The sequence below is a fragment of the Staphylococcus sp. GDX8P80P genome (assembly GCF_017893095.1).
Lineage (GTDB): Bacteria > Bacillota > Bacilli > Staphylococcales > Staphylococcaceae > Staphylococcus > Staphylococcus borealis.
In genome coordinates this window covers 1-21,464 of the sequence record NZ_JAESMI010000029.1, presented here as the reverse complement: position 1 = coordinate 21,464, position 21,464 = coordinate 1, and the positions used below count along the sequence as shown (strand labels likewise).

The following is a 21,464-nucleotide window of genomic DNA, read 5'->3' as shown; positions in this document are numbered from 1 at the left end:
AACTGAGAAAAGCTTTGTTAAAGCGCCTTCTCAGTTCAGTCAGCTACTGCGAATTTGCAAAATAGCTTCATTATATTATTTATGTTCCGGACTCTTCTAATGATTCACAGTAACGGACGATTAATCTAAATAGTTTTCAGCATGTTCAAGTCCGAAGTGTTCATTTTTTTCTTTTTCTTTTTCATACGCTTCTTGAGAGATTTTAGTAATACTCTCAACTGCATAACTTACTTTTTTCGCGAATTGTTCAACTTCTTCTTCATTTTTAGCTAATACAAAGACCGTTAAGATATTATCATCTACGATATCTTTGTAATGTTGGTAACGTAATTTGTATATATTCATGTGACAATCCCCCTATAAAGTTAAAAATCTTATGCCGTTTCAATTTTCATGAAAGGTTTAATTAGTAAAATATGCCCTGTTTTAAATATTTTCAAACTTCTTTATTGCTTACGATTTAAAACAGTCTGAGGGAGGTGACGTGTGACTATATTCCAACGCTACTGATTCCATTGTTTAAGCGGTAATTGAATACCGTTAAATCGGCTTAAGACATAAGCATCATGTGAAATAATGATTAATTGCGTCGTCTTTAAAGACATTAGCATTTGAAGTATAGCTTCTTCATTAATAACATCTAAGTTGGTTGTAGCTTCATCCAATATGAGAATCTCTGGTTCTAATATTAAAGCTTTAGCTATCCAAACGCGTTGAAATTGACCACCACTTAACGTCGACACTTTCTGCTTAAGTATATCGTGTGGTAAGTTACACTGATCAAGCACTGCTTCAATGCTTGATGTATAACGCTGTTTATCTACCTTGTAATTCTTAAGTGGTTCTAATAGTGTAGCTAATACCGTTTTACGCTGATTTAAGGTATCACGTTGATATTGAGGTACATATTGGATGTGCTTCATCCACTCTTTAGACGTATAAGATTCACGTAAACGCCCATTAAGATATAATTCGCCCTGATAGTCCGTATCTAAGCCAGCGATAATCTTGGCTAACGTAGATTTACCACAACCACTCTCACCACTTATGAGCAAGTGTTGGTCATTCATTGTACATGATATCTCTTTAAATATCAGTTGCGTATCTATATATTTGGTTAATCTCTCTATTTTAAGCATAAGGTTGTCTCCGATGTGCAATCGTAATTAATTTTTTCGTGTAACTATGTGTCGGCTTAGTTAAGATTGACGCCGCCTCATCACTTTCTATCAATTGACCTTGCTGCATAATACTAATATGCGTGGCAAAATCTTTCACTAAGTTAATATCGTGTGTGATAAAAACGATGGTCATTTGGTAGCGTTCTTGTGCCTTAAGAAGATAATGCATAAACTTTTTAACATTGTCTTGATCAAGTGCACTCGTCGGTTCATCTAAAAATAAGTAGTCCGGACGTCTAATTAATGACATTATAAAAGCGACACGTTGTGCCATACCTCCACTAAGTTCAAAAGGATAACGCTCAAGTAATTGTTCCCCTCGTCTTAAACCAAGTAATTGCATCATCTGTAAGACATCATCCTTAATACCCTGTTTCGTCAGATGTGTGCGATTAGCTTCATAAATGTATTGGAAATGCTTAGCTAATGTTATATTTTGAAACATATTACTTTGAACATCTTGAAACACTGCATCTGTTTTAGTTAAATCGATGTCAATATCTCCTTGATAACTTAATTGTGGTCGCTTCATTCCAAGTATTGTTCTTGTTAACAGTGATTTCCCACTGCCACTTTCACCTATAATGCAATGAAATGCACCTTTAGTTACTGTCAAATCAACATCTTTTAACAATACTTTCTCTTGATCTAAAATCGATAATTGATTGACGTTGACTACCGTATTTACTGCGTTATTTTTTTGTTGATGATTTGACATAATAAGGCGAAACCTCCTAACAATACACCAGGGAAGAAGAAGAGCCACGGTGCGCCGTTGAAATAACTTTTCCCATCAAAAAGAATGGTTCCTAACTCAGGCGTCGGCGGTTTAATACCTAGTCCTAGAAAGGCAAGGCCAGATATGCTGAGCATCATTTTGCCAAAGTCAGCCGTTACCAAAGCGAATATATTACTCAATAAATGTGGAATCACATGTGTTACCGTCGTTTTGAATGTTGAGTTCCCACTCAATCGTGCATATTGAACAAATGGACGTTTTTGAATATCTCGCGTTAAATTTCTGAAGTAACGTAAATAACGTCCTATCCATCCAATCGTTAAAGCAAGTATTAAACCTATCATGGAGTTACTTACTAAACTTAAAATGACTAATGCGATAATAAATGATGGAATAGCCAACAACATATCGGCAACAAACATAATGATTTGATCTAACCATCGCCTTTCTACGCCTGCAATTAAGCCAAAGATAAGTCCCATACAAACACTTAATAGAATCACTATACCTGTTAAACTCAATGTGACAAGACTACCGACAATCAGTCTTACTAAGAAGTCTCTGCCTAATTGATCGGTACCCAACCAATGTTGTCCATTAGGTGACTCAAGTGTGTTCAAATGTTGCGTGTCTTGCATTAAACCATACGTCATTAATACAACTATCAAACTCAATAGTGAACCTATTGCGATGTACGTTTGATATTTTTTCATCACATCGCACCTCTTTTCTCATTACCTGACTGCTGGGTGTGACGTCGTCGAAGTCTAGGTTCATTCTTCAAGATAATCACATCGCCTAAATAATTCATTAGCATAATAAAGACGATGATAAAGATGACAATGCCCTGAATCAGTGGATAATCTCGTTGGTTAATAGCATTAATCAACAATTTACCTATACCAGACATGCTGAAGATAACTTCAAGTATTACGGCTTTTCCAATTAAATGAATGACACTGTTAATTGAAATGGTCATTAGTGGTGCAAATATCTCTTTAATTTGTACGATGATACGCGCTTTTAACGAGAAATGTCTTAACTGCGCAAGTTGATACGCATCTTGATCTAACGTTTGCGCAATCAAATGTGCTGTCATCAATAAGATATGACACCCTTCTATAACAACAATTGTGAAGATGGGCAGCACAAAGTGTTGCCATGAATCACTACCTACAAATGGTAACAATTGCCAACGTACGCCTAAATAATAAATGAATAAAATAGCTAACCAGTATTCCGGCATTGAGGTCATCACTTGGGCGAATCCACGAATTCCATTAGCGTAACGTGTATGCGGACGCGTCCCAACGAAGTAACCAACAATATAGCCAAATGGCAACATGATACAACTAGAGACAATGATTAGCACAAGCGTCGGCATGATGGCTTCCATTATCATAGCGGTAACCGCTTCGTTGGTAGTAAAGCTATATCCTAAGTTGCCCGTGAGTGCATGTCCAACCCAATCGATATATCTTAGTAACACATGCTGTCCTAAGCCAAGTTGATGTTGTGCCGCTTCAATATTGTCTTGCGTAATCGACGTATAACCATGACGTTGTAGATACAGAATCGCTGGATTACCAGATGTCTTCTCAACTAAAATGAAGATAATAAACGAACTTACGATTAAATAAAGTATGAATTTAATTGTACGTTTGAGCATTGTTATTCATTAACTTTCAACGCTTTATAATCAATTGGTGCATCCGTAAGTCCAGAGAATTTGAATTGTTTTACTTTATCACTCACTACAAACGTCTCATTTGGATAAGCAATTGGCACACCATAGTATTGTTGATTAAAGTGTTTAAATATGTCATCAAATGAACGCTGTTGGTCTTCTTTTGATACGGTTGATGGGAAATCGTCTAGCTGTTTCGTTAATGTTTCATCATCAGCTAACACCCCTGGTTGACCATCATTATTTTTAAACACTGAACTCATAAAGTTGTAAGGCATTAATGCATCTGAATACGTTCTATAGAAAATCAAATCATAGTCTTTTTTCGTCCATAATGTATCATAGTATGATTGTGAATCTAACGTTTTCACATTTAACTTAATACCGGCTTGTTTAAGCTGACGTTGCACTTTTTCTGCTTTATCTTTCCAACTTGGGAACTCTGCAGTTTGAATGACTAAGTTAAATGATAAAGGTTTGCCATTCTTTTCAAAGATGCCGTCATCGTTTTTATGATAGCCTTCTGATTTAAGTAACCTTTCAGCCGCTTTCATATCATAATCGTGTGGCTGTTGATTATCTTTAGTCACAAATTGCACGTTCTTCTGGAACAGACCATTTACAGATTTGCCCGCAATGTCTTTCGCATCGATGCTCTTACTTATCGCTTCACGAATTGTGCGATGATTTAATACATCATTTTTAGGGTTAAATGCCATAAAGTGACTTACTGTGCTAGGTCTATCTTCAATCGTTAAGTTCTTATTTTTCTTATCCTGTTTGATTTGTTCATCTGAGAGCATACCTAAAGCACCACCAGAAATATCTACAGAACCACTTTGTACTGCAGAATTTCTTGAGTCCCCATCTTCAATCGTTTGGAATGCAAGATGATAATTGACTGGGTGACCGTTGTCGAAATATTTATTTGGCTTCATTGTCGTTTTTTCTTTACCAGTTTTATCAACAACAAATGCACCTGTTCCAATCGCTTTTTCAAATTTACCGTTTACTTTACCATCTTCTACTGAATGTGGACTCATAATACGCAACGGTCTCACTTGTGTTAATTCATTTAACACTTGATTTGATGGAGATTTCAATCTAATTTGGACCACGTGATCATTTTTAACAACGACCTTATCTAATTTTTTTAACGTTTCTACAGTCGTATCTTTATTCATCGCTTTCGCACGATCAATCGAGAATTTCACGGCCTTAGCATCTAATGCTGAACCATCTGAGAATTTAACGTTCTTTTTCAAATGGAATTCATAAACTTTCCCTGATTCATCAACGCGCCATTTATCTGCTAAACCTGCTTTAACGCCCTTATCTTTGTCGTATTTAACTAATGCATCATACACTGCACTATAAACGGGCATCGCTGCATCATAGCCTTGCGCGTCAAGTTTATCCGCCTTTGCTTCAGTAGGTAGCGATACCGTAACATCTTTATCTTCCTTTTGACCATTGCCACAACCTGCCAATAAGAGCGTAGCACTTGCTGCTACCGTCATTAATATACGTTTCTTCATTTCTCAGTACCTTCTTTCACTCTTGCTTTGATTAAAAATGATTCTTCATATAATGTTTGTAAATAATCATTTGGTGATAAATAAAAATCGCTATAATGTGTTAAATCAATCACGTCAGGTACAGGCTCTTTCATTACTGCAACTTCAAATCCTACATTCACAAAGCTATCAACGATATGTTTTAGAGAGTGATTCTGAGACGGTGTGGCACCATATTGATTAATCGTGTCATCCATAAACTGACGACTCGGGTTATTAGTTAAATCCGCGAATGAAGCGTAATAAACGCCGCCTGGTTTCAATACCTCTTTTAAATCTTTCGCATGTTGCGGAATATCCTCTATTAAGTACAAGACAGACGTACTTACAGCCGTATCAAATATGTGCTTCGTTTCTTGTGGTTTATCTGTTAAATAGTATGTAAGTGGACGTTGTCCTTTTAATGTCTCTGCCTTTTCCAAAGATAAACGTGCTAAATCGATGCCAACACCTTCTTTAAACGGTGTTGTATCGTATAATTGTCGTAAAAATCCGCCTTGATTACATCCCACATCTAAAATCGTTTTCCCTTCGATGTCAGATGTATCAAGCATTTCTATCGTTCTCTCCCAAGCTTCTTGATGGTCTCGTGCCATATCATCATCTGATTCTTGACCTTTTTGCCACCAAACATCATAAGTCTTAGTCATTTCATTCTCCTCGCTTACTTCAAATCGTAATAATTACGTTTTAAATAGTACTACACTATGTACATTTACACAATAAGAATTTTTCAAAGTCATGAATGAACGCAAAAAAATAAGCTATGGGCGCGGGACATTGATCGATGTCCCAGGCTCACAGCTTATAACTGCATATTTATTGTGTTTGTGTATGTCTACGAGAACGAATTGAATAAACGATTAGTCCTATAATAAATCCTAAAATTGCTGGAACGATCCAGCCCATGCCAATTGTAAAGAATGGTAAATAGTGTTCGGCAAAGCCAATTAATGTTTGTGCGATTGATGTCTTCGCAAAGAATTCTGGACTTGCATTGATGCCGTCAAAGAATGCTGCAAACATAGTAAAGAACGTTGTAAATTTATAAACAATTGTCGAATGATTAAATAATGGGCTGACAAGTGTTAATAAAATAAGTGTAATCGCTAATGGATAGATAAACATAAGTACAGGTGTTGAATACATAATGATCTTAGTTAATCCGACATTCGCGAAGATACAGGCAAGTAGTGCGACACCTGTTGCCAACCAAAGGTAATTCATTTTCGGGAATAGTGCTGTGAATGTTTCTGAAAAGGCAGTTATTAAACCAATCACCGTCTTCAAACATGCCACAATAATAATTAGCGATAAGATGATAATGCCATAATCTCCAAGATAGTGTTGCGCGATTTGAGCAAGTGCGATACCACCATTTTCACTCACTTTAAAATGACCTAAACTCATCGTACCCATTAAAGCAAGTAACGTGTAAATCACGCCCATTCCTACGATACTTATAAATCCTGACTTAAACGTTTCTTTAGCAATCCCATTCGGATTGGTAATACCTAATTTCTTAATCGTTGTCACAATGATAATCCCGAATGCGAGTGATGCGAGTGCGTCTAGTGTATTATAGCCGTCAATAAAGCCTTTCAATAAGACACTATTACTATAGTTTGCACTTATTGGCGCATGACTAATACCACCCATAGGTTTAATAAACGCTAAGACAACTACGATACCGAGCAATACTAGAAATACTGGATTTAAGAATTTGCCTATGTAATCTAAAATTTTAGATGGCTTTCTAGAGAAAAACCATGCTATTAGAAAGAATAAAATACTGAATATCGGTAACACTAACTTTCCAGTGCTTGCCGAAATAAATGGTGAAAATGCAATTTCATATGATGTTGTTGCAAGTCTTGGTAACGCAAAAAACGGTCCAATTACTAAATATAGGGCAATTGTAAATGCATATGCATAGCCTTTACTCACTCTAGATGAAATATCGAAAACGCCATTCGTTTTAGAGATACCGATGGCTACGATACCTAGGAAAGGTAACCCAATCGCTGTAATTAAGAATCCTAAATTAGCAAGCCAAACATTGGCGCCTGCTGTTTGTCCAAGATGAATAGGAAAGATTAAATTTCCTGCACCAAAGAATAAACCAAACAACATCGAACCAATAAATATATTTTCTTTGATTGAAAGTTTCTGTTTCATCATGTGTTACATCTCTCCTATTATGTGTTTACTAGCTATTATACATAAATTTAACATCTATTTGTTCAAAATATTCAATAAATTTAAATCATCACTATATTCACTGGATGATGCCATAAAAAAGACACCTCGTAACGGTCGTTTTGATTATTTCACGCAATCTACGAGGTGTTATCGTCCATCCTAAGCCACGTTGTCTTTCAAACATTAACTACTGGAACGATGGTATGATATTAAGCTTTTCGAATTTGCCATTGATATGGATCTTCTAATTGATTCCAATCACTACCAATTTCATCGCTATTTACTAAGCATTGATCTAATTCTTTTACAATTTGTTCTTGATCTAATTCTGTACCGATAATTACAAATTGTGTATTTCTGTCACCATATTCGATATCCCAACTTTCGGCAACATCTGGTCGTTGATTTAGAATTTGTTCTCGTTGTTCTGGCGACATTGCAGCTACCCAATACGTTACCGGACTAATATTACAAGATGAACCTGCTTGAGATAATAAGCATGCAACTTGATTATATTGTGCTAGCCAAACAATCCCTTTTGCACGAACAATGTTATTAGGCATTTGTTCTAACCAATCATTGAAACGTTTCGCGTGAAACGGTAAACGTCTTGAATAGACAAATGATCCAATCCCATACTCTTCTGTCTCAGGTGTATGTTCAGCGTGACCACCTTCAGTTAATTCTTTTATCCAACCTGCAGAATTACTTGCTTGTTCAAAATCAAAGCGCCCTGTATTTAACACGTCATTGATATCCACTTCGGCATTTGTCGTTTTGATTAATTTAGCATCCGGTTGTAATTTTCTTAAGATGTTTTCTAATTTTGTTAATTCCGCTTCGGTAACTAAATCCGTCTTATTGATCACTAACACATCACAGAATTCGACTTGATCAATGAGTAAATCAGCAATTGAGCGTTCATCTGTTTGATCTGCACCTTGATCACGATCTACAAGTAAATCCTCAGAATTAATGTCATTAATAAATCGGTTCGCATCTACAACAGTTACCATCGTATCTAGTCGACAAATAGAAGTTAAATCAATACCTAATGCGTCGTCAATATAAGAGAAAGTTTGTGCAACAGGTACTGGTTCAGATATCCCTGTAGATTCAATCACAATATAATCAATATTTCCTTTTTCTACTAGACGCTCAACTTCTTGCAATAAATCATCTCTTAACGTACAGCAAATACAACCATTAGATAATTCGACTAATTTTTCATCTGTTCGAGATAACCCGCCCCCATCAGCAACTAAGTCTTTATCAATATTTACCTCACTCATATCATTCACAATAACCGCAATTCGACGGCCTTCACGATTATTTAAAATGTGGTTAAGTAATGTTGTCTTACCTGATCCAAGATAACCACTCAATACCGTTACAGGTATCTTGCCCATAAAATCATACCTTTCTTTTTATAAATCGTAATTATTACGTTTTATATTTTACATTTAAATTTTTAATTGTCAATCAAACTAATGATGATCAAATGTAGCCATATCAATGATTAACGCTCACTCTAGAACTTATTTACCGAAATGAATTGATACTATTTCCACACTTTTATTAACTATCTCGACTTGACACGCTCTGTTTTCGGAAGTTATCATGAAATAAATTAGGTTAACCTAAACTTTTATTTAGGAGGTAGTTTGTTGATAGAAATTAACAACATGAATTTGCATTTAAATCATAAACATGTGCTGAAAGATATTTCTTTAAAGATTCCAATATCAGGGGAAATCATTGGCATCATGGGGCCCAACGGTGCGGGTAAGTCTTCATTGCTAAAAAGCTTGATCGGAACGTTTAACGCTAGTGGCGAGATGTATTTATATGGCAAATCCATACATAAACAATTGCAATACATTACATACATTCCTCAAAAAGCGCAATTAGACTTAGACTTCCCAATCAATGTTGAGAAAGTCATTCTATCTGGCTGCTATCAAACCATTGGCTGGTTCAAACGTGTCGATCATGCGTCTAAAACAAAATTTCAAAAACTATTAAGAGACTTAGATTTAGAAGCGTTGCAATACAAACAAATTTCCGAGCTCAGTGGCGGTCAATTGCAACGTGTTCTTGTAGCAAGAGCATTGATGTCTGATAGTACAGTTTATTTATTAGACGAACCGTTTGTAGGCATCGATTTTAATAGTGAGCAACTTATTATGGAGAAACTTCGTCAATTAAAGGCGCAAGGTAAGCTTATTCTTATCGTGCACCATGATTTATCTAAAGCAGAAGACTATTTCGACCGTATTCTTTTACTGAATCGTACAGTTAGATTCTTCGGTCCCAGTCACCAAGCAATGCAGCCCCAATATCTCAATCGCACATTTTTATTTAATGTGACTTCTACGTTTAATGAAGGGAGTGACATAGCAAATGACTGATTTCATTCAACATTTATTTGATTATCAGTTCTTAAATCGCGCTTTAATTACATCTATTATAGTGGGCGTGGTTTGTGGGACTGTCGGAAGTTTAATCATCCTTCGTGGATTATCGTTAATGGGAGATGCGATGAGTCATGCCGTTTTACCTGGTGTGGCGTTGTCATTCTTATTCAATATTCCGATGTTCATCGGCGCATTAGTCACTGGCATGATTGCAAGTTTATTAATTGGATACATTTCTAATAATAGTAAAACAAAGCCAGATGCAGCGATTGGCATTAGTTTCACTGCATTTCTCGCAACGGGTGTCATCATTATTAGTCTGATAAACAGCACGACAGATTTACATCATATTTTATTTGGTAACTTACTCGCGATTACCCGACAAACATTTTGGACAACCCTTATTATTGGTGTCATCGTGATGTTACTGATTGTCATATTGTATCGACCATTAATGATTTCAACGTTTGATCCAACATTCAGTCGCGTAAGTGGGTTGAATACAACAGTCATTCATTATTTTGTAATGCTCTTACTCGCCTTAGTCACCGTTGCTAGTATTCAAACTGTTGGCATTATCCTAGTCGTCGCATTACTTGTTACACCGGCATCGACCGCCTTTTTAATCACAAAGAATCTTTATTCAATGATGATTGTAGCAAGTTTGATTGGCGTAGTAAGTTCGATTGTCGGATTGTACTTTAGCTTTATTTACAATCTTCCAAGCGGGGCAACGATTGTCATTGCAACATTTAGTATTTATATCTTGACCCTTCTCTTTTCAAAATTAAAAACAAAGTATAGAGGTGTACACACAACATGAAAAAATTTATTCCATTACTTATTGCATTGATTCTAGTTCTAGCAGCGTGTAGTTCAAATTCTAGTGACCAACATTCTAAAAATCATGACAAATTGAAGGTTGTCACAACCAATTCAATTATTTATGACATGGTCAAACAAGTCGGTGGTGACAAGGTAGACGTTCATAGTATCGTACCAGTAGGACAAGACCCACATGAATACGAAGTGAAACCGAAAGATATTAAACAACTTACTGATGCAGATGTTATCTTCTACAATGGTTTCAATTTAGAATCTGGTAACGGTTGGTTTGAAAAAGCTTTAGAACAAGCAGGCAAATCTACAGATGATAAGTCAGTCTTCGCGGTGTCTAAAGGCGTTAAACCTATCTATTTAAATGGTGAAACAGGTAATAAGGACAAGATTGATCCACATGCATGGTTAAGTTTGGATAATGGTATTCAATACGTTAAGAATATTCAAGAGCAACTTGTGAAAGCAGATGCTTCACACAAAGCAGACTATCACAAACAAGGTGATGCTTATCTTGCAGAACTTGAAAAGTTAAACAAAGACAGTAAAGATAAATTCAATGATATTCCAAAACAAGAACGTGCTATGATTACAAGTGAAGGTGCCTTCAAATACTTCTCAAAAGCCTTTGATATCAAGCCAGGCTATATTTGGGAAATCAATACTGAGAAACAAGGTACACCGTCACAAATGAAACAGGCTATCAAGTTTGTTAAAGACAATCACATCAAACATTTATTAGTTGAAACTAGTGTAGATAAAAAATCTATGAATAGCTTATCTGAGGAAACTGGTAAGCGTATTTACGGAGAAGTCTTTACCGATTCAATCGGAGAAAAAGGCTCTAAAGGTGATTCATATTATAAAATGATGAAACACAATATCGAAACAATCCATGGAAGCATGGAATAGACTTAATTAAAACAACGCATTTAAGAAATTAAATTAATATATTATTATCATCCTCCTATTAAAATAGCCAGTAAATGAATTTTTAGGAATTCATTTACTGGCTTATTATTTATAAAATTCTTTGTTACTGTAAAACGTAGATTGGTACTTATTCATACGCTATCTCATTAAAATATGCACATTGCCATGCTTGTGCCTTAGTTGCTGTTTTATTTAATTCAGTTTCCCACGGTGGATACACTCTTAATGCCATTTTCCCTTTAGACTCATCACTTTTCAAAATACCTTTCTAGCAAATGATATGATTGCATTGTTTCAATGGGTTTCATATACAAACTCCTTTTTTAATGTGTTATGTCTTAAAATTTAATTATGATTCATACCATGCTTTTTGGTATCCAATACTGTTTTCCAATAATTCTCTCTTTCAATTATTGTATTGGCCTTTGTCTTTGTATCAAATATTTCTAGGATAGCGTATTGAAAGTGCTGAATAATATATTCTCTACCCTTTTCATTTAAAATAGTTAGAAATTCTTTATTGCCACCGGTTAAATTATTTAAATGTGCATAGTTCGACCATCGTTGCCAAATCCCGTCAGTATTGCCTGAAGCTGATCCTATATAGAGTTGTCCCGTTTCTAAATTAGTAATAACATAAACACCTTTAACGTGACTTAATGCATCTTTCCAACTTGGTTCATTTCTATCTATAATCTGTTGTAATTCTTTATGCTTTAAACACACATGTTGATAACCTTTAAAATGTCCTAATTTAACATTTGGCGCTATTTCATAAACTTCTGGTTGTAATTGTTCTTGTACAGTTGAATAGAGGCGATTATATACATCTCTACCAATCGGTTTCTGTATTTTGATAATAAGTCTTTTTCGATATTCTTTATAATCATCAAGTAATGTTAGTTTGTACCCAACTTGGTTAAATACTTCTGGATTGATCTTTTCGACCTTATAAATACCGCCAAAGACAAAATATTCTGGCCCATATGGATAATATTGAGCTAAGGCTATTAAATAATCTGCCTTATTGAGATTATTATTATTTTGTCTAGTCTTCCATGTGTTCATAACTATCCAATCTTCACTATCTTCTAACAAAAAGTCCCATGCACGCTTATTAATATCTCCAGCATTCATATTGAATTTAATTTTAGTTTTACTTACATTTGGTGTCTGTATAAAATCTGTTAGCTTAATCATCTTTATAACCCTTAATAATTTAGTATTTTTATTATTTTAATACATTATATAATTATTATACAATTTTCATATTTATATTTAATATCTAGACATTAAAAAGCCTATCAAAGTGTTCATACTCTGATAGGCTTGGTTGATTTCAGATTACATCATTAAACTAATAAGGCTTTGCTTTCAATTTCATGTTTTAGTTTTTCAACGAATGTTTGAATATCCATTGTTTCGTTATCGTGATGTGCGTACTTTCTTGATGACACAGTGTGATGTTGTTGTTCATCGTCACCTAACACTAATGTGTATGGAATTTTATTCATTTGGCTTTCTCTAATTTTCTTGCCTAACTTTTCATCTCGGTCGTCTATAGCGACGCGAATATTCTCGTTTCTTAATGTGTCTGCAACTTTACGGACGTAGTCATCATTATTATCCGATACGCCGATTAAATTCACTTGTACTGGTGCCATCCATAATGGGAATGCACCTTTGAAGTGTTCTATCAAGATACCGAAGAAGCGGTCTAAAGAGCCGAAGACTGCTCTGTGTAATACAACTGGACGTTCTTTCTCATTCTGTTCATTGATATAAGTTAAATCAAATTTTTCTGGCATTTGGAAGTCTAATTGTACTGTTGCACATTGGTGACTACGATTTAATGCATCTTTAATGTGTACGTCAATTTTAGGACCATAGAAGGCACCATCGCCTTCATTAATTGAATATGCCAAACCAAGGTCATCCAACACGTGTGCCAATGACTGTTCCGCTTCATTCCACAAATCAATTTCACCTAGATAATCATCTGGTCGTGTTGATAGTTCAATACTATAGTCAAAGCCAAAGACTGAATAGATATAGTCAATTAACTTCAGAATTTCTTGTACTTCTGATTTGATTTGAGATTTCATAATAAAGATATGCGCATCATCTTGGCAGAACGTTCTCACGCGTAGTAAACCATTCAACGCACCACTAAATTCATGACGATGTACTTGACCGAATTCAGCAATTCGAAGCGGTAAGTCTTTATAAGATCTTAATTCATTTTTGAAAATTAACATATGTCCCGGGCAATTCATTGGTTTCAATGCATAATCATTTTCATCTACTTTAGTGAAGTACATGTTTTCATGATAATGATCCCAGTGTCCTGACTCTTCCCAAAGTCGTTTATTCATCATTAATGGTGTTCTTACTTCATCGTAATCATGTTTCAATTGCACTTCTCGTAAGAAACTTTCCATTTGATTTCGAATAAATTGACCATTTGAAAGATAGAATGGCATACCTGGTGCTTCTTCAGAGAACATAAATAATTTTAATTGTTTTCCTAAGCGTCTATGATTGCGTTCATCTGCTTCTCTTAAAAACTCAAAATAGTCATCAAGTTGATCTTTAGAACTAAATGCTACACCGTAAATACGTTGCAACATTTTGTTGTCACTATCGCCACGCCAGTATGCACCAGACACTTTTGTTAACTTGAAATGATTTACAAATTTAGTACTTGGTACATGTGGGCCAACACATAAATCTATAAATTCCCCTTGTTGATATAGTGAAAGTTGATCATCTTTATGTTCTTCAATCAGTTCCAATTTATAAGAATTATCTTTAAAAATGTTTTTAGCTTCTGCATAGCTTAAATCTTGTCGTACAAATTTTAAATTCTCACTATGAATTTTCTTCATTTCTTTTTCAATTTTATTTAAGTCTGCTTCACTAATCGATTCATCTAAATCAATATCATAGTAAAAGCCATTTTCAATGACAGGACCAATTGTTAATTTTACGTCAGGATATAAACGAGTAAGTGCTTGTGCTAAGACATGTGCCGCAGAATGTCGCATCACATTTAAACCTTCTTGATCTTTAAGAGTGTAAAATGTGAGTTCACAATCCGCTTGGAGAGGATGGGTCAAATCAACTAAACGGTCATTCACACGGCAAACGACCGCTTCTTTATATAAAGATTGGCTAATAGATTGCGCTACCTCTTTAGCTAGAACACCTGCTTGATACGCTTTTTTACTTCCATCTGGAAATTGAATATGAATTTGTTGATTAGACATGATACATCTCTCCTTAAACATTTATATAAAATAAAAAACCCGTCCCTACAAAAGGGACGAGTCTTGAATACCCGTGGTTCCACCCAACATTCCATCTCATTCAAGAGATGGCACTTTAGTCATACTTTAACGCGTATGAAACGTTACATGTTTCCATGTAATGTATATAAAGGTAGTAAACTTTATTTTAAATTTAGGAATATCTCAGCACTTATTCCCTCTCTGTGAATTGACCATAAAGTTCTTGTCCTTAAATTCAGTATTAATTTTTAATAATCATATACCTATCTTAAATGTTAGTCAAATGCGTATCAAAATATTAAATTACCTACATGGGTTATCTTTTTGACAATTTATGTTTAATATTTGGCTTAAACTTTATATTTAAAGATATTAGGATCATAGAGTTTTAATACTTTTGTAAATAAATAATGGAAAAACAGCGCAGAAATTAACGGCACAATAATGTACGTAATGGCGATAATCAATAAACCACTCGTTGTACCCATATTTAATAAATTTAATGATTTAATAGGTCCCACAAGACCAATCAATCCGAAACCTGCTGAATCTGGCGTACCTTTAATATTTAACAAGCCACCAACAAAACCTGAAACACCTGCTGTACAAATAATTGGTACCATCATCATTGGATGGCGAATCAGTGTCGGCATCATTAATTTCACTGCGCCAAGTAATACTGTAATCGGAACACCTGGTTTATTCACACGCCAGCTACCAACTGCAAGCATTATTGCACTTGCCGAAACACCCACTGCAGCCGAACCAGCGGCTAATCCTGAGATTCCAATTGCCAAACCTATACCGATAGATGATATCGGAGACACGATTAAGATAGAGAATATCATTGCAATCAATACCGTCATGATAATAGGTTGTGTATTCGTTAAACAATTGATAACATCTCCTAATCCTAATGTAATCAATTTAGTATATGGCAAGATCAATAATCCAAGTAATCCAGCCACCGCACCACCAACGATAGGCAACACAATCATATTTAAACTACCCAGTTTATTGCCGATTAATAAGATAATGCCTACCGCAATGGAAGCAGTAATCATCGTATTAATTAAATCACCTATACCAACGATGACCCACTTGTTATCTACAAATGTCGATGCACCAGACCCCACAAAAGCAGCTGCCCCTGTTACGGCGGTTTGTAATTGTGTTAAGCCAAATTGTGCCGCAATCAATATACCTGTCAAAATTGGAATTGAATATTGAATACCTTGCGTTACAAAGGCGATTTTCGTAAATATATCATTATACTGACCTAAGTATTTGCTTAACTCCCCTAAAATTGCGTTTGGAATCATACCTACTACAATTGCTAAAGCAACACCATTTAATACATTAAATATAAATGTTCTAGGTGTTATCATTTCTCTCTCACCCATAATTCTTATCCCTCATAAAACTTTCTCTTTTTCTAAATTTTAATCTTGATTTTAAAGTATCGTACAAATAAATCAATCACATTATTTTAAATCATATAAAAATAAATATGTAACATTCATCATTTGTTCACAACTTCGATAGTATATTACATTAACTATTACGAATGTAACCCTTTTTTGATAACTATATCATTTAACATGCAATTTTATAAAATATATTAGGATGAATATTCATTATTATGTTTATAAATTACACTTTATGTATACATAATACTAATATTAAATTTAAGGTTGGGATACATATGTGGACTTTTAAAGAAGTAGACAAAATTGAGTTACTAGCAGATATTATTGAAATTCAGTCAGAAAATGATCACGAAATAGACGTTTGTCGTTATTTACAAAACGTATTAGCACGCTACGAAATACCATCTAAAATATTAAAAGTGAGCGAGACTAGAGCAAATTTAGTCGCTGAAATCGGTAGTGGTTCTCCGATATTAGCAATGAGTGGTCATATGGATGTTGTTGATGCCGGAAATCATGAGAAATGGACTTACCCACCATTTAAACTCACTGAACAAGACGGCAAATTATATGGACGTGGTACAACAGATATGAAAGGCGCCTTGATGGGAATGGTGATTGCACTGATTGAATTAAAAATGTCTGACGCGCTACCAAAGGGAACCATCCGTTTGCTGGCGACGACTGGAGAGGAAAAAGAACAGGCAGGTGCCAAATTATTTGCGAAAGCAGGTTATTTAGATGATCTTGATGGCTTAATCATCGGGGAACCAACAGATAACGGTGTCTTCTATGCACATAAAGGGTCTATGGCATGTAAAGTGACGGCCACAGGTGTCGCTGCCCACAGTTCAATGCCATTTCTAGGAGACAACGCAATTAACACACTTGTACAATTTATCAATCAGTTAAATTCAAAGTATGCGGATATTAAAAAGCATGACCTGCATCATGCGTTGGATGTCGCACCTATGGTAAACAAATTTATGAAAGGCACATTAAGTGAGGAAGCGGAAAATTTTGCATCTGGCTTTACCATGCTCGGTTCAGTTATCAAAGGTGGTAAACAATTCAACTCTGTACCTGAAGAGGCCTCAATTGAATACAATGTACGGCCTGTACCTGAGTATAATAATGACTTTGTTAAAACATTATTCCAGCAAACGATTGACGAAGTAAATCGCGATGCATTGTCATTTGAAGTTGTAAGTGACCATCGTCCTGTAACAAGTGATAAAGACAGCACCTTAATCAAAGTGATTACAGACGTTGCACCACATTATGTGAATAAGGATGACGTCTTTGTCGCAGCTTTTATAGGTACTACGGATGCATCTAGTCTTCTAGGTGATAATCCAAATAATGTAGATCTTGCAATTGTCGGCCCAGGTATTACAATTATGGCTCATCAAGTCGATGAATATATTGAAAAAGAGATGTACCTTAAATACATCGATATCTACAAAGAGGTGGCCGTGAAGTATTTAGCTGAAAAGTAATTTAATATTTAACATGCGACGTAGTATAGGCATTGATCATATGACAATCAGTGTCTATACTACGTCATTTTAGTGATGCATTTAAGTAAAATCCAATGTTGAGGTTAGGCTTACCTGTTAGTGACCGCAGTCTAACTTCCTTGTAATGAATGACACTCTTTCATTAAAATATCCCTAAAACAGTCCATATTCGTTTGAATCACAACTCTCCTTCAGGCTATGACGCAGAACTTCAAGTAACTATAAAAAGAGCAGGATATTGACTAGCTTTAACTTCTGTCATCCCGCTCACTGTCACAATCAGATTGTTACACAATATTATCCATAATTTCTTTGCGTAATTTGCCTCTGATTTCTGCCATCGTATTTAAATTGTATTTTTTATAATCACCTGAGTTTAATCGGAAAGCATGAATACCAATGACCTCGTTCTTACTATTCAAGACTGCCCCACCAGAAGAGCCTGGTTCTGCCATCATTTGATAATAGCCAATCGGGTTCACATTTCGTGCAGTCATCGTGTATTTCCCTTTTGAATGATACATTGTGCCGGCAGGATCATTTTTATATTTACCAGTCGGCTTACCATAGTGGTACATGTGAATAGGTGTGTTTGCTTTCATAGCTTTAATCGAATTTTCTGATGCAATCTTTCTTATCTTCATATACTTTGAAATATCTTCATACGTATACACTAGAGAAACATCACCATATTGCAACATTTGAACACCAAAGACTTCAAGTGTACGCACAATTTTAGATCCCTCTTGTAATATATTGATACGCATATTTTGTGGTTGTGACGGTGTTAAAGGTTTATGCGCACTTTGATCATTAACAACATGATTCGCAGTTAGAATCGTATGCTTTCCAATTGCTGTACCAGTGCCATATGTTAATTGTTTTGCTTTTGGATTCCAATTATAAACTGTTGCGATATTGGCATCTTTCGCTTTAGCGTGCTCAATGGTTACGCCTTTGTTGCCCGATTTCTTCATAATTTTTAGTGCGTCATCAATGCCGGATTCTTTCGTCGTTTGACCGAAATCACGTACATTATCACCACCAGGCACATTAGATGGCCAACGCTTAGGCGCTTGATTATAGTAATTCTTTTTCGCCGTTGATGATGCTTTTTTAGACGCTTTGACTGTTGTTTGCGCACTTGGTTTCGCAGCTTTAGTCTTACTTACAACTGCCACTTTCGTAATTGGTTTGCTTTTCGTTTTGGTAGTCTGTGCTAATAACTGTGGCTTCGCAGATTGTGTACGCGTTACTTTTGATGCATTTTGTGGTTTTTTATTTGTTGAGACAACTTTTTTGTTAACCTTAGTTGGTTGCTTTTGTTTTGAAAAGTTTTGCGATGAAGGTTGTACTGTCGTACGATGCATTACCACATGTGATTGTTTAGAAGGTACTTTAGTCACTTGATTGCGATTAATTACCTTAGGCTGTGTTTGCACTTTAGCTTGAGTCGTTGCAACGTTACCTTTAGCCCCTTTGACTGGGTTGTGCTGTTGAGATGTTGGTTGAACACTTAAATCCTTACTTTTAGTAGATGCATGTGCATCATTTAATTGAAACAGAAAAGATAATACCACTGTCATTAGGATGACAATTAATATGTGTGAATATTTCTTTAATGCTACCCCTTTGTTCACTATACTCGTCCCTGCTTTCTTCAAGTATCAAATTAATTAACTTTTATTTTAACTTATTATATAACTTATTTGATCCGCACCACAATATTAATAATTAAAGTTTTTTAATTTTTAATAAATATTAAATTTATATAAATAGAATTGTTTTCTTTTGAATGAACAACAATTTATTCCTATTTATAAACAATATAAGGGGCGGGACACGACACGCTTTGAATACATTAACACCATAACATGGATGTATAGCCATTTCTATGTTCTTCTTACTAAAGAGAGGTAAGACTTACCGCTTAGTGTTCAATATTCAGCACATCTTTATTTTTAAGTTGTACTTTCGTATAGTCCTCAGATTTATCTACTTTCATAGGTTTTACATTGACTTTTGGATAAATAAATAACGCAATCATACCAATCAAACCATAAATAAGAAATGTCATAGTATAGTTAAATTGATCTACTAAAGAACCAGCCACTACAGAACCTAATACTTGTCCTACTGCTAACATTAAGAACGGAATGCCGATGCCTAGGGAGGCATTTTTCAAGAAGACTTTAACGCCCCAAACTAATAGCACACCTGTTATAAATATATAACTTGCTCCAAATAAAGATGAAGCAATAAATGGAATCATCCATAAATGATATGCGAATGCTAATACAATGGAGGCAAGAGATAGAAAGATGACACCAATCATGTAAGCGAAACGTAAACCATAACGATCAATCATAGCACCAGACATGCCACCTACCATACCGAAGACACCAATTAAAATCCAAAACACAGAGAGACTAACATTGGAATATGTACCAATACTCTCTACGAAGGACTTAGAAAATGTCCAAAATGGCGCTGTTGAAAATCCCAATATTGTTGAGGCAACAATAATCTTTTTACTCGTACTGACGTCTCTAATGTTGAAAGACCCAGTTTCGATCTCCAATTCTTTGTTTAATGATGGGATCGCATAATAGTTCCAAATAATGACAATGATCGCAATAACACTATATATTAAATAGGTCATTCTCCAATTTAAAAACGGGAGCATCGCAGTTACACCAGTAAACATGAGACCTAAACTTGTTCCTGAATTAATCCACGTATTTGCTTTACCTTGCTCATGCCATTTGACCCATAGTGAAATCGCGTAGCCATATGGTGGTGAAACTAAACCTGTACTTCCCCCGGCAAATATAACTGCGATTGCAAGTAACAATGCCGCATGAGACACACTAATTAACATGAGACCTATTAAGACCGATAACCCTGCAAATAAAATCATAAGTTTCGGTCCAACGCTGTTCGTTTTTAAAGTAGCATAAATAATTGTGAAGCAATATGCTAAATAAAACAGCGATGAGATGAGCCCCGCTTGTGTCGCGTTTAAGTTTAAATCGTTTGAAATACTCGGTAAAAATAAACCAAAACTAAAGCGCCCAAGTCCATAGCTTGTTGCAATCATCGCGATACCTGGTAAGACAATTTTAGAAAACTTCATTGTTTAACCTCCTTTTTATATAGAACGTTCATTATACTTTTATCGTTAAAAAGACGAGTCTGGGACAAAAATCGATATCTCAGGCTCCAAATATATGTTGGCAGTAGTTGACGTAATTAAACGGTTCTATAATAAATTGGACTGATGACTAAAATCATCTGTCCAATTTTTATGTTTTGAATACAAAAATAGCGCAATTACCTCTATAATTATTAGTTACCACAACAAATAAAAAAGGAAGGTAATGCGCCTATGTGTAATTCTATATTAAATACATTAAGAATTAAAGATAAAAATATAAATTTTTCAGATGAAGTGACTGAGAAAAAACATAAATGGCGAATGAGCTTGTTTTATTATGCCGAGCTCACTTATCAACCTACACATTGTGAAAATTGTTTAGCTAAAAATGAAAATTTCTCCATAGTAAAAAATGGTAAGAAAACCTCAACGATTACTTTGCTTAAAATTATGGAAATGCCCGCTTATTTAAAACTTCAAAAACAAAGATTTTA

The 21,464-nt window shown here is 35.1% G+C and carries 19 protein-coding genes and 1 pseudogene; 5 read left to right on the top strand and 15 right to left on the bottom strand.

The annotated features are described in order from the left end of the window. Nucleotides 1–120: 120 nt before the first annotated feature. From KA858_RS04010 to KA858_RS03970, 9 genes are all read right to left on the bottom strand, one after another. Complete coding sequence (locus tag KA858_RS04010; RefSeq protein ID WP_053030174.1) at nucleotides 121–345, bottom strand: DNA-dependent RNA polymerase auxiliary subunit epsilon family protein; 225 nt, start codon at nucleotides 343–345, stop codon at nucleotides 121–123. Nucleotides 346–503: 158 nt separating this feature from the next. Beyond that, a complete protein-coding gene (locus KA858_RS04005) occupies nucleotides 504–1,139 on the bottom strand; it encodes an ABC transporter ATP-binding protein (RefSeq protein WP_210135063.1) in 636 nt (211 codons plus the stop codon). Continuing rightward, nucleotides 1,132–1,899 (bottom strand): ATP-binding cassette domain-containing protein, encoded by a 768-nt coding sequence (locus tag KA858_RS04000; protein WP_210135062.1) that lies wholly within the window; start codon nucleotides 1,897–1,899, stop codon nucleotides 1,132–1,134. The genes KA858_RS04005 and KA858_RS04000 overlap by 8 nt, the downstream gene beginning before the upstream one ends. Beyond that, entirely contained in the window at nucleotides 1,866–2,633 is a 768-nt protein-coding gene (locus tag KA858_RS03995) for an ABC transporter permease (RefSeq protein WP_210135061.1), read from the bottom strand. Before KA858_RS03995 ends, KA858_RS04000 begins: the two co-directional genes overlap by 34 nt. Continuing rightward, entirely contained in the window at nucleotides 2,633–3,589 is a 957-nt protein-coding gene (locus KA858_RS03990) for an ABC transporter permease (RefSeq protein WP_210135060.1), read from the bottom strand. Before KA858_RS03990 ends, KA858_RS03995 begins: the two co-directional genes overlap by 1 nt. Before the next feature lie 2 nt (nucleotides 3,590–3,591). Continuing rightward, nucleotides 3,592–5,145, bottom strand: coding sequence for an ABC transporter substrate-binding protein (locus tag KA858_RS03985; protein WP_210135059.1), 1,554 nt, complete (start codon nucleotides 5,143–5,145; stop codon nucleotides 3,592–3,594). After that, nucleotides 5,142–5,834 (bottom strand): class I SAM-dependent methyltransferase, encoded by a 693-nt coding sequence (locus KA858_RS03980; RefSeq protein ID WP_210135058.1) that lies wholly within the window; start codon nucleotides 5,832–5,834, stop codon nucleotides 5,142–5,144. The genes KA858_RS03985 and KA858_RS03980 overlap by 4 nt, the downstream gene beginning before the upstream one ends. Before the next feature lie 169 nt (nucleotides 5,835–6,003). Continuing rightward, nucleotides 6,004–7,365, bottom strand: coding sequence for a branched-chain amino acid transport system II carrier protein (brnQ, locus tag KA858_RS03975; protein ID WP_210135057.1), 1,362 nt, complete (start codon nucleotides 7,363–7,365; stop codon nucleotides 6,004–6,006). A gap of 230 nt (nucleotides 7,366–7,595) precedes the next feature. After that, a complete protein-coding gene (locus KA858_RS03970) occupies nucleotides 7,596–8,795 on the bottom strand; it encodes a GTP-binding protein (RefSeq protein ID WP_070855396.1) in 1,200 nt (399 codons plus the stop codon). Nucleotides 8,796–9,053: 258 nt separating this feature from the next. On the opposite strand from KA858_RS03970, the gene KA858_RS03965 reads away from it, so the two are divergent. Genes KA858_RS03965 through mntC form a run of 3 tightly spaced genes read left to right on the top strand, consistent with a single transcriptional unit; the run spans nucleotide 9,054 to nucleotide 11,552 of the window. Then, nucleotides 9,054–9,797 carry a metal ABC transporter ATP-binding protein gene (locus KA858_RS03965; RefSeq protein WP_210126187.1) on the top strand — a complete coding sequence of 248 codons (744 nt, stop codon included), beginning with the start codon at nucleotides 9,054–9,056 and terminating at the stop codon, nucleotides 9,795–9,797. After that, nucleotides 9,790–10,626, top strand: a complete 837-nt coding sequence (locus KA858_RS03960) for a metal ABC transporter permease (RefSeq protein WP_210126186.1) — start codon at nucleotides 9,790–9,792, stop codon at nucleotides 10,624–10,626. The genes KA858_RS03965 and KA858_RS03960 overlap by 8 nt, the downstream gene beginning before the upstream one ends. Next, entirely contained in the window at nucleotides 10,623–11,552 is a 930-nt protein-coding gene (gene mntC, locus KA858_RS03955; protein WP_107629376.1) for a manganese ABC transporter substrate-binding lipoprotein MntC, read from the top strand. The genes KA858_RS03960 and mntC overlap by 4 nt, the downstream gene beginning before the upstream one ends. Before the next feature lie 148 nt (nucleotides 11,553–11,700). Here the strand turns inward: mntC and KA858_RS03950 are convergent. The 4 genes and pseudogenes from KA858_RS03950 to KA858_RS03935 form a co-directional block, all read right to left on the bottom strand. Then, nucleotides 11,701–11,841: pseudogene (locus tag KA858_RS03950) on the bottom strand (MepB family protein); the annotation flags it as partial. 77 nt (nucleotides 11,842–11,918) lie between these two features. Then, nucleotides 11,919–12,773, bottom strand: a complete 855-nt coding sequence (locus KA858_RS03945; RefSeq protein ID WP_210126185.1) for a GIY-YIG nuclease family protein — start codon at nucleotides 12,771–12,773, stop codon at nucleotides 11,919–11,921. 152 nt (nucleotides 12,774–12,925) lie between these two features. Next, nucleotides 12,926–14,842 (bottom strand): threonine--tRNA ligase, encoded by a 1,917-nt coding sequence (gene thrS / locus KA858_RS03940; RefSeq protein ID WP_210135056.1) that lies wholly within the window; start codon nucleotides 14,840–14,842, stop codon nucleotides 12,926–12,928. A gap of 371 nt (nucleotides 14,843–15,213) precedes the next feature. Next, on the bottom strand, nucleotides 15,214–16,266 hold the full coding sequence (locus tag KA858_RS03935; protein ID WP_210126183.1) for a PTS sugar transporter subunit IIC: 1,053 nt from the start codon (nucleotides 16,264–16,266) through the stop codon (nucleotides 15,214–15,216). A gap of 302 nt (nucleotides 16,267–16,568) precedes the next feature. Here KA858_RS03935 and KA858_RS03930 point away from each other — a divergent pair, with 302 nt between their 5' ends. Beyond that, nucleotides 16,569–17,792: an ArgE/DapE family deacylase gene (locus tag KA858_RS03930; protein WP_210135055.1), complete on the top strand. Its 1,224-nt coding sequence runs from the start codon at nucleotides 16,569–16,571 to the stop codon at nucleotides 17,790–17,792. Between the two features lie 308 nt (nucleotides 17,793–18,100). Here the strand turns inward: KA858_RS03930 and KA858_RS03925 are convergent, their stop codons facing one another. Then, entirely contained in the window at nucleotides 18,101–19,453 is a 1,353-nt protein-coding gene (locus KA858_RS03925) for a trypsin-like serine peptidase (RefSeq protein ID WP_481906463.1), read from the bottom strand. 290 nt (nucleotides 19,454–19,743) lie between these two features. Beyond that, complete coding sequence (locus KA858_RS03920) at nucleotides 19,744–20,949, bottom strand: MFS transporter (RefSeq protein ID WP_210126181.1); 1,206 nt, start codon at nucleotides 20,947–20,949, stop codon at nucleotides 19,744–19,746. A gap of 252 nt (nucleotides 20,950–21,201) precedes the next feature. On the opposite strand from KA858_RS03920, the gene KA858_RS03915 reads away from it, so the two are divergent. Continuing rightward, a partial coding sequence (locus KA858_RS03915; RefSeq protein ID WP_210135054.1) for a transposase family protein occupies nucleotides 21,202–21,464 on the top strand: 263 nt, incomplete at its 3' end.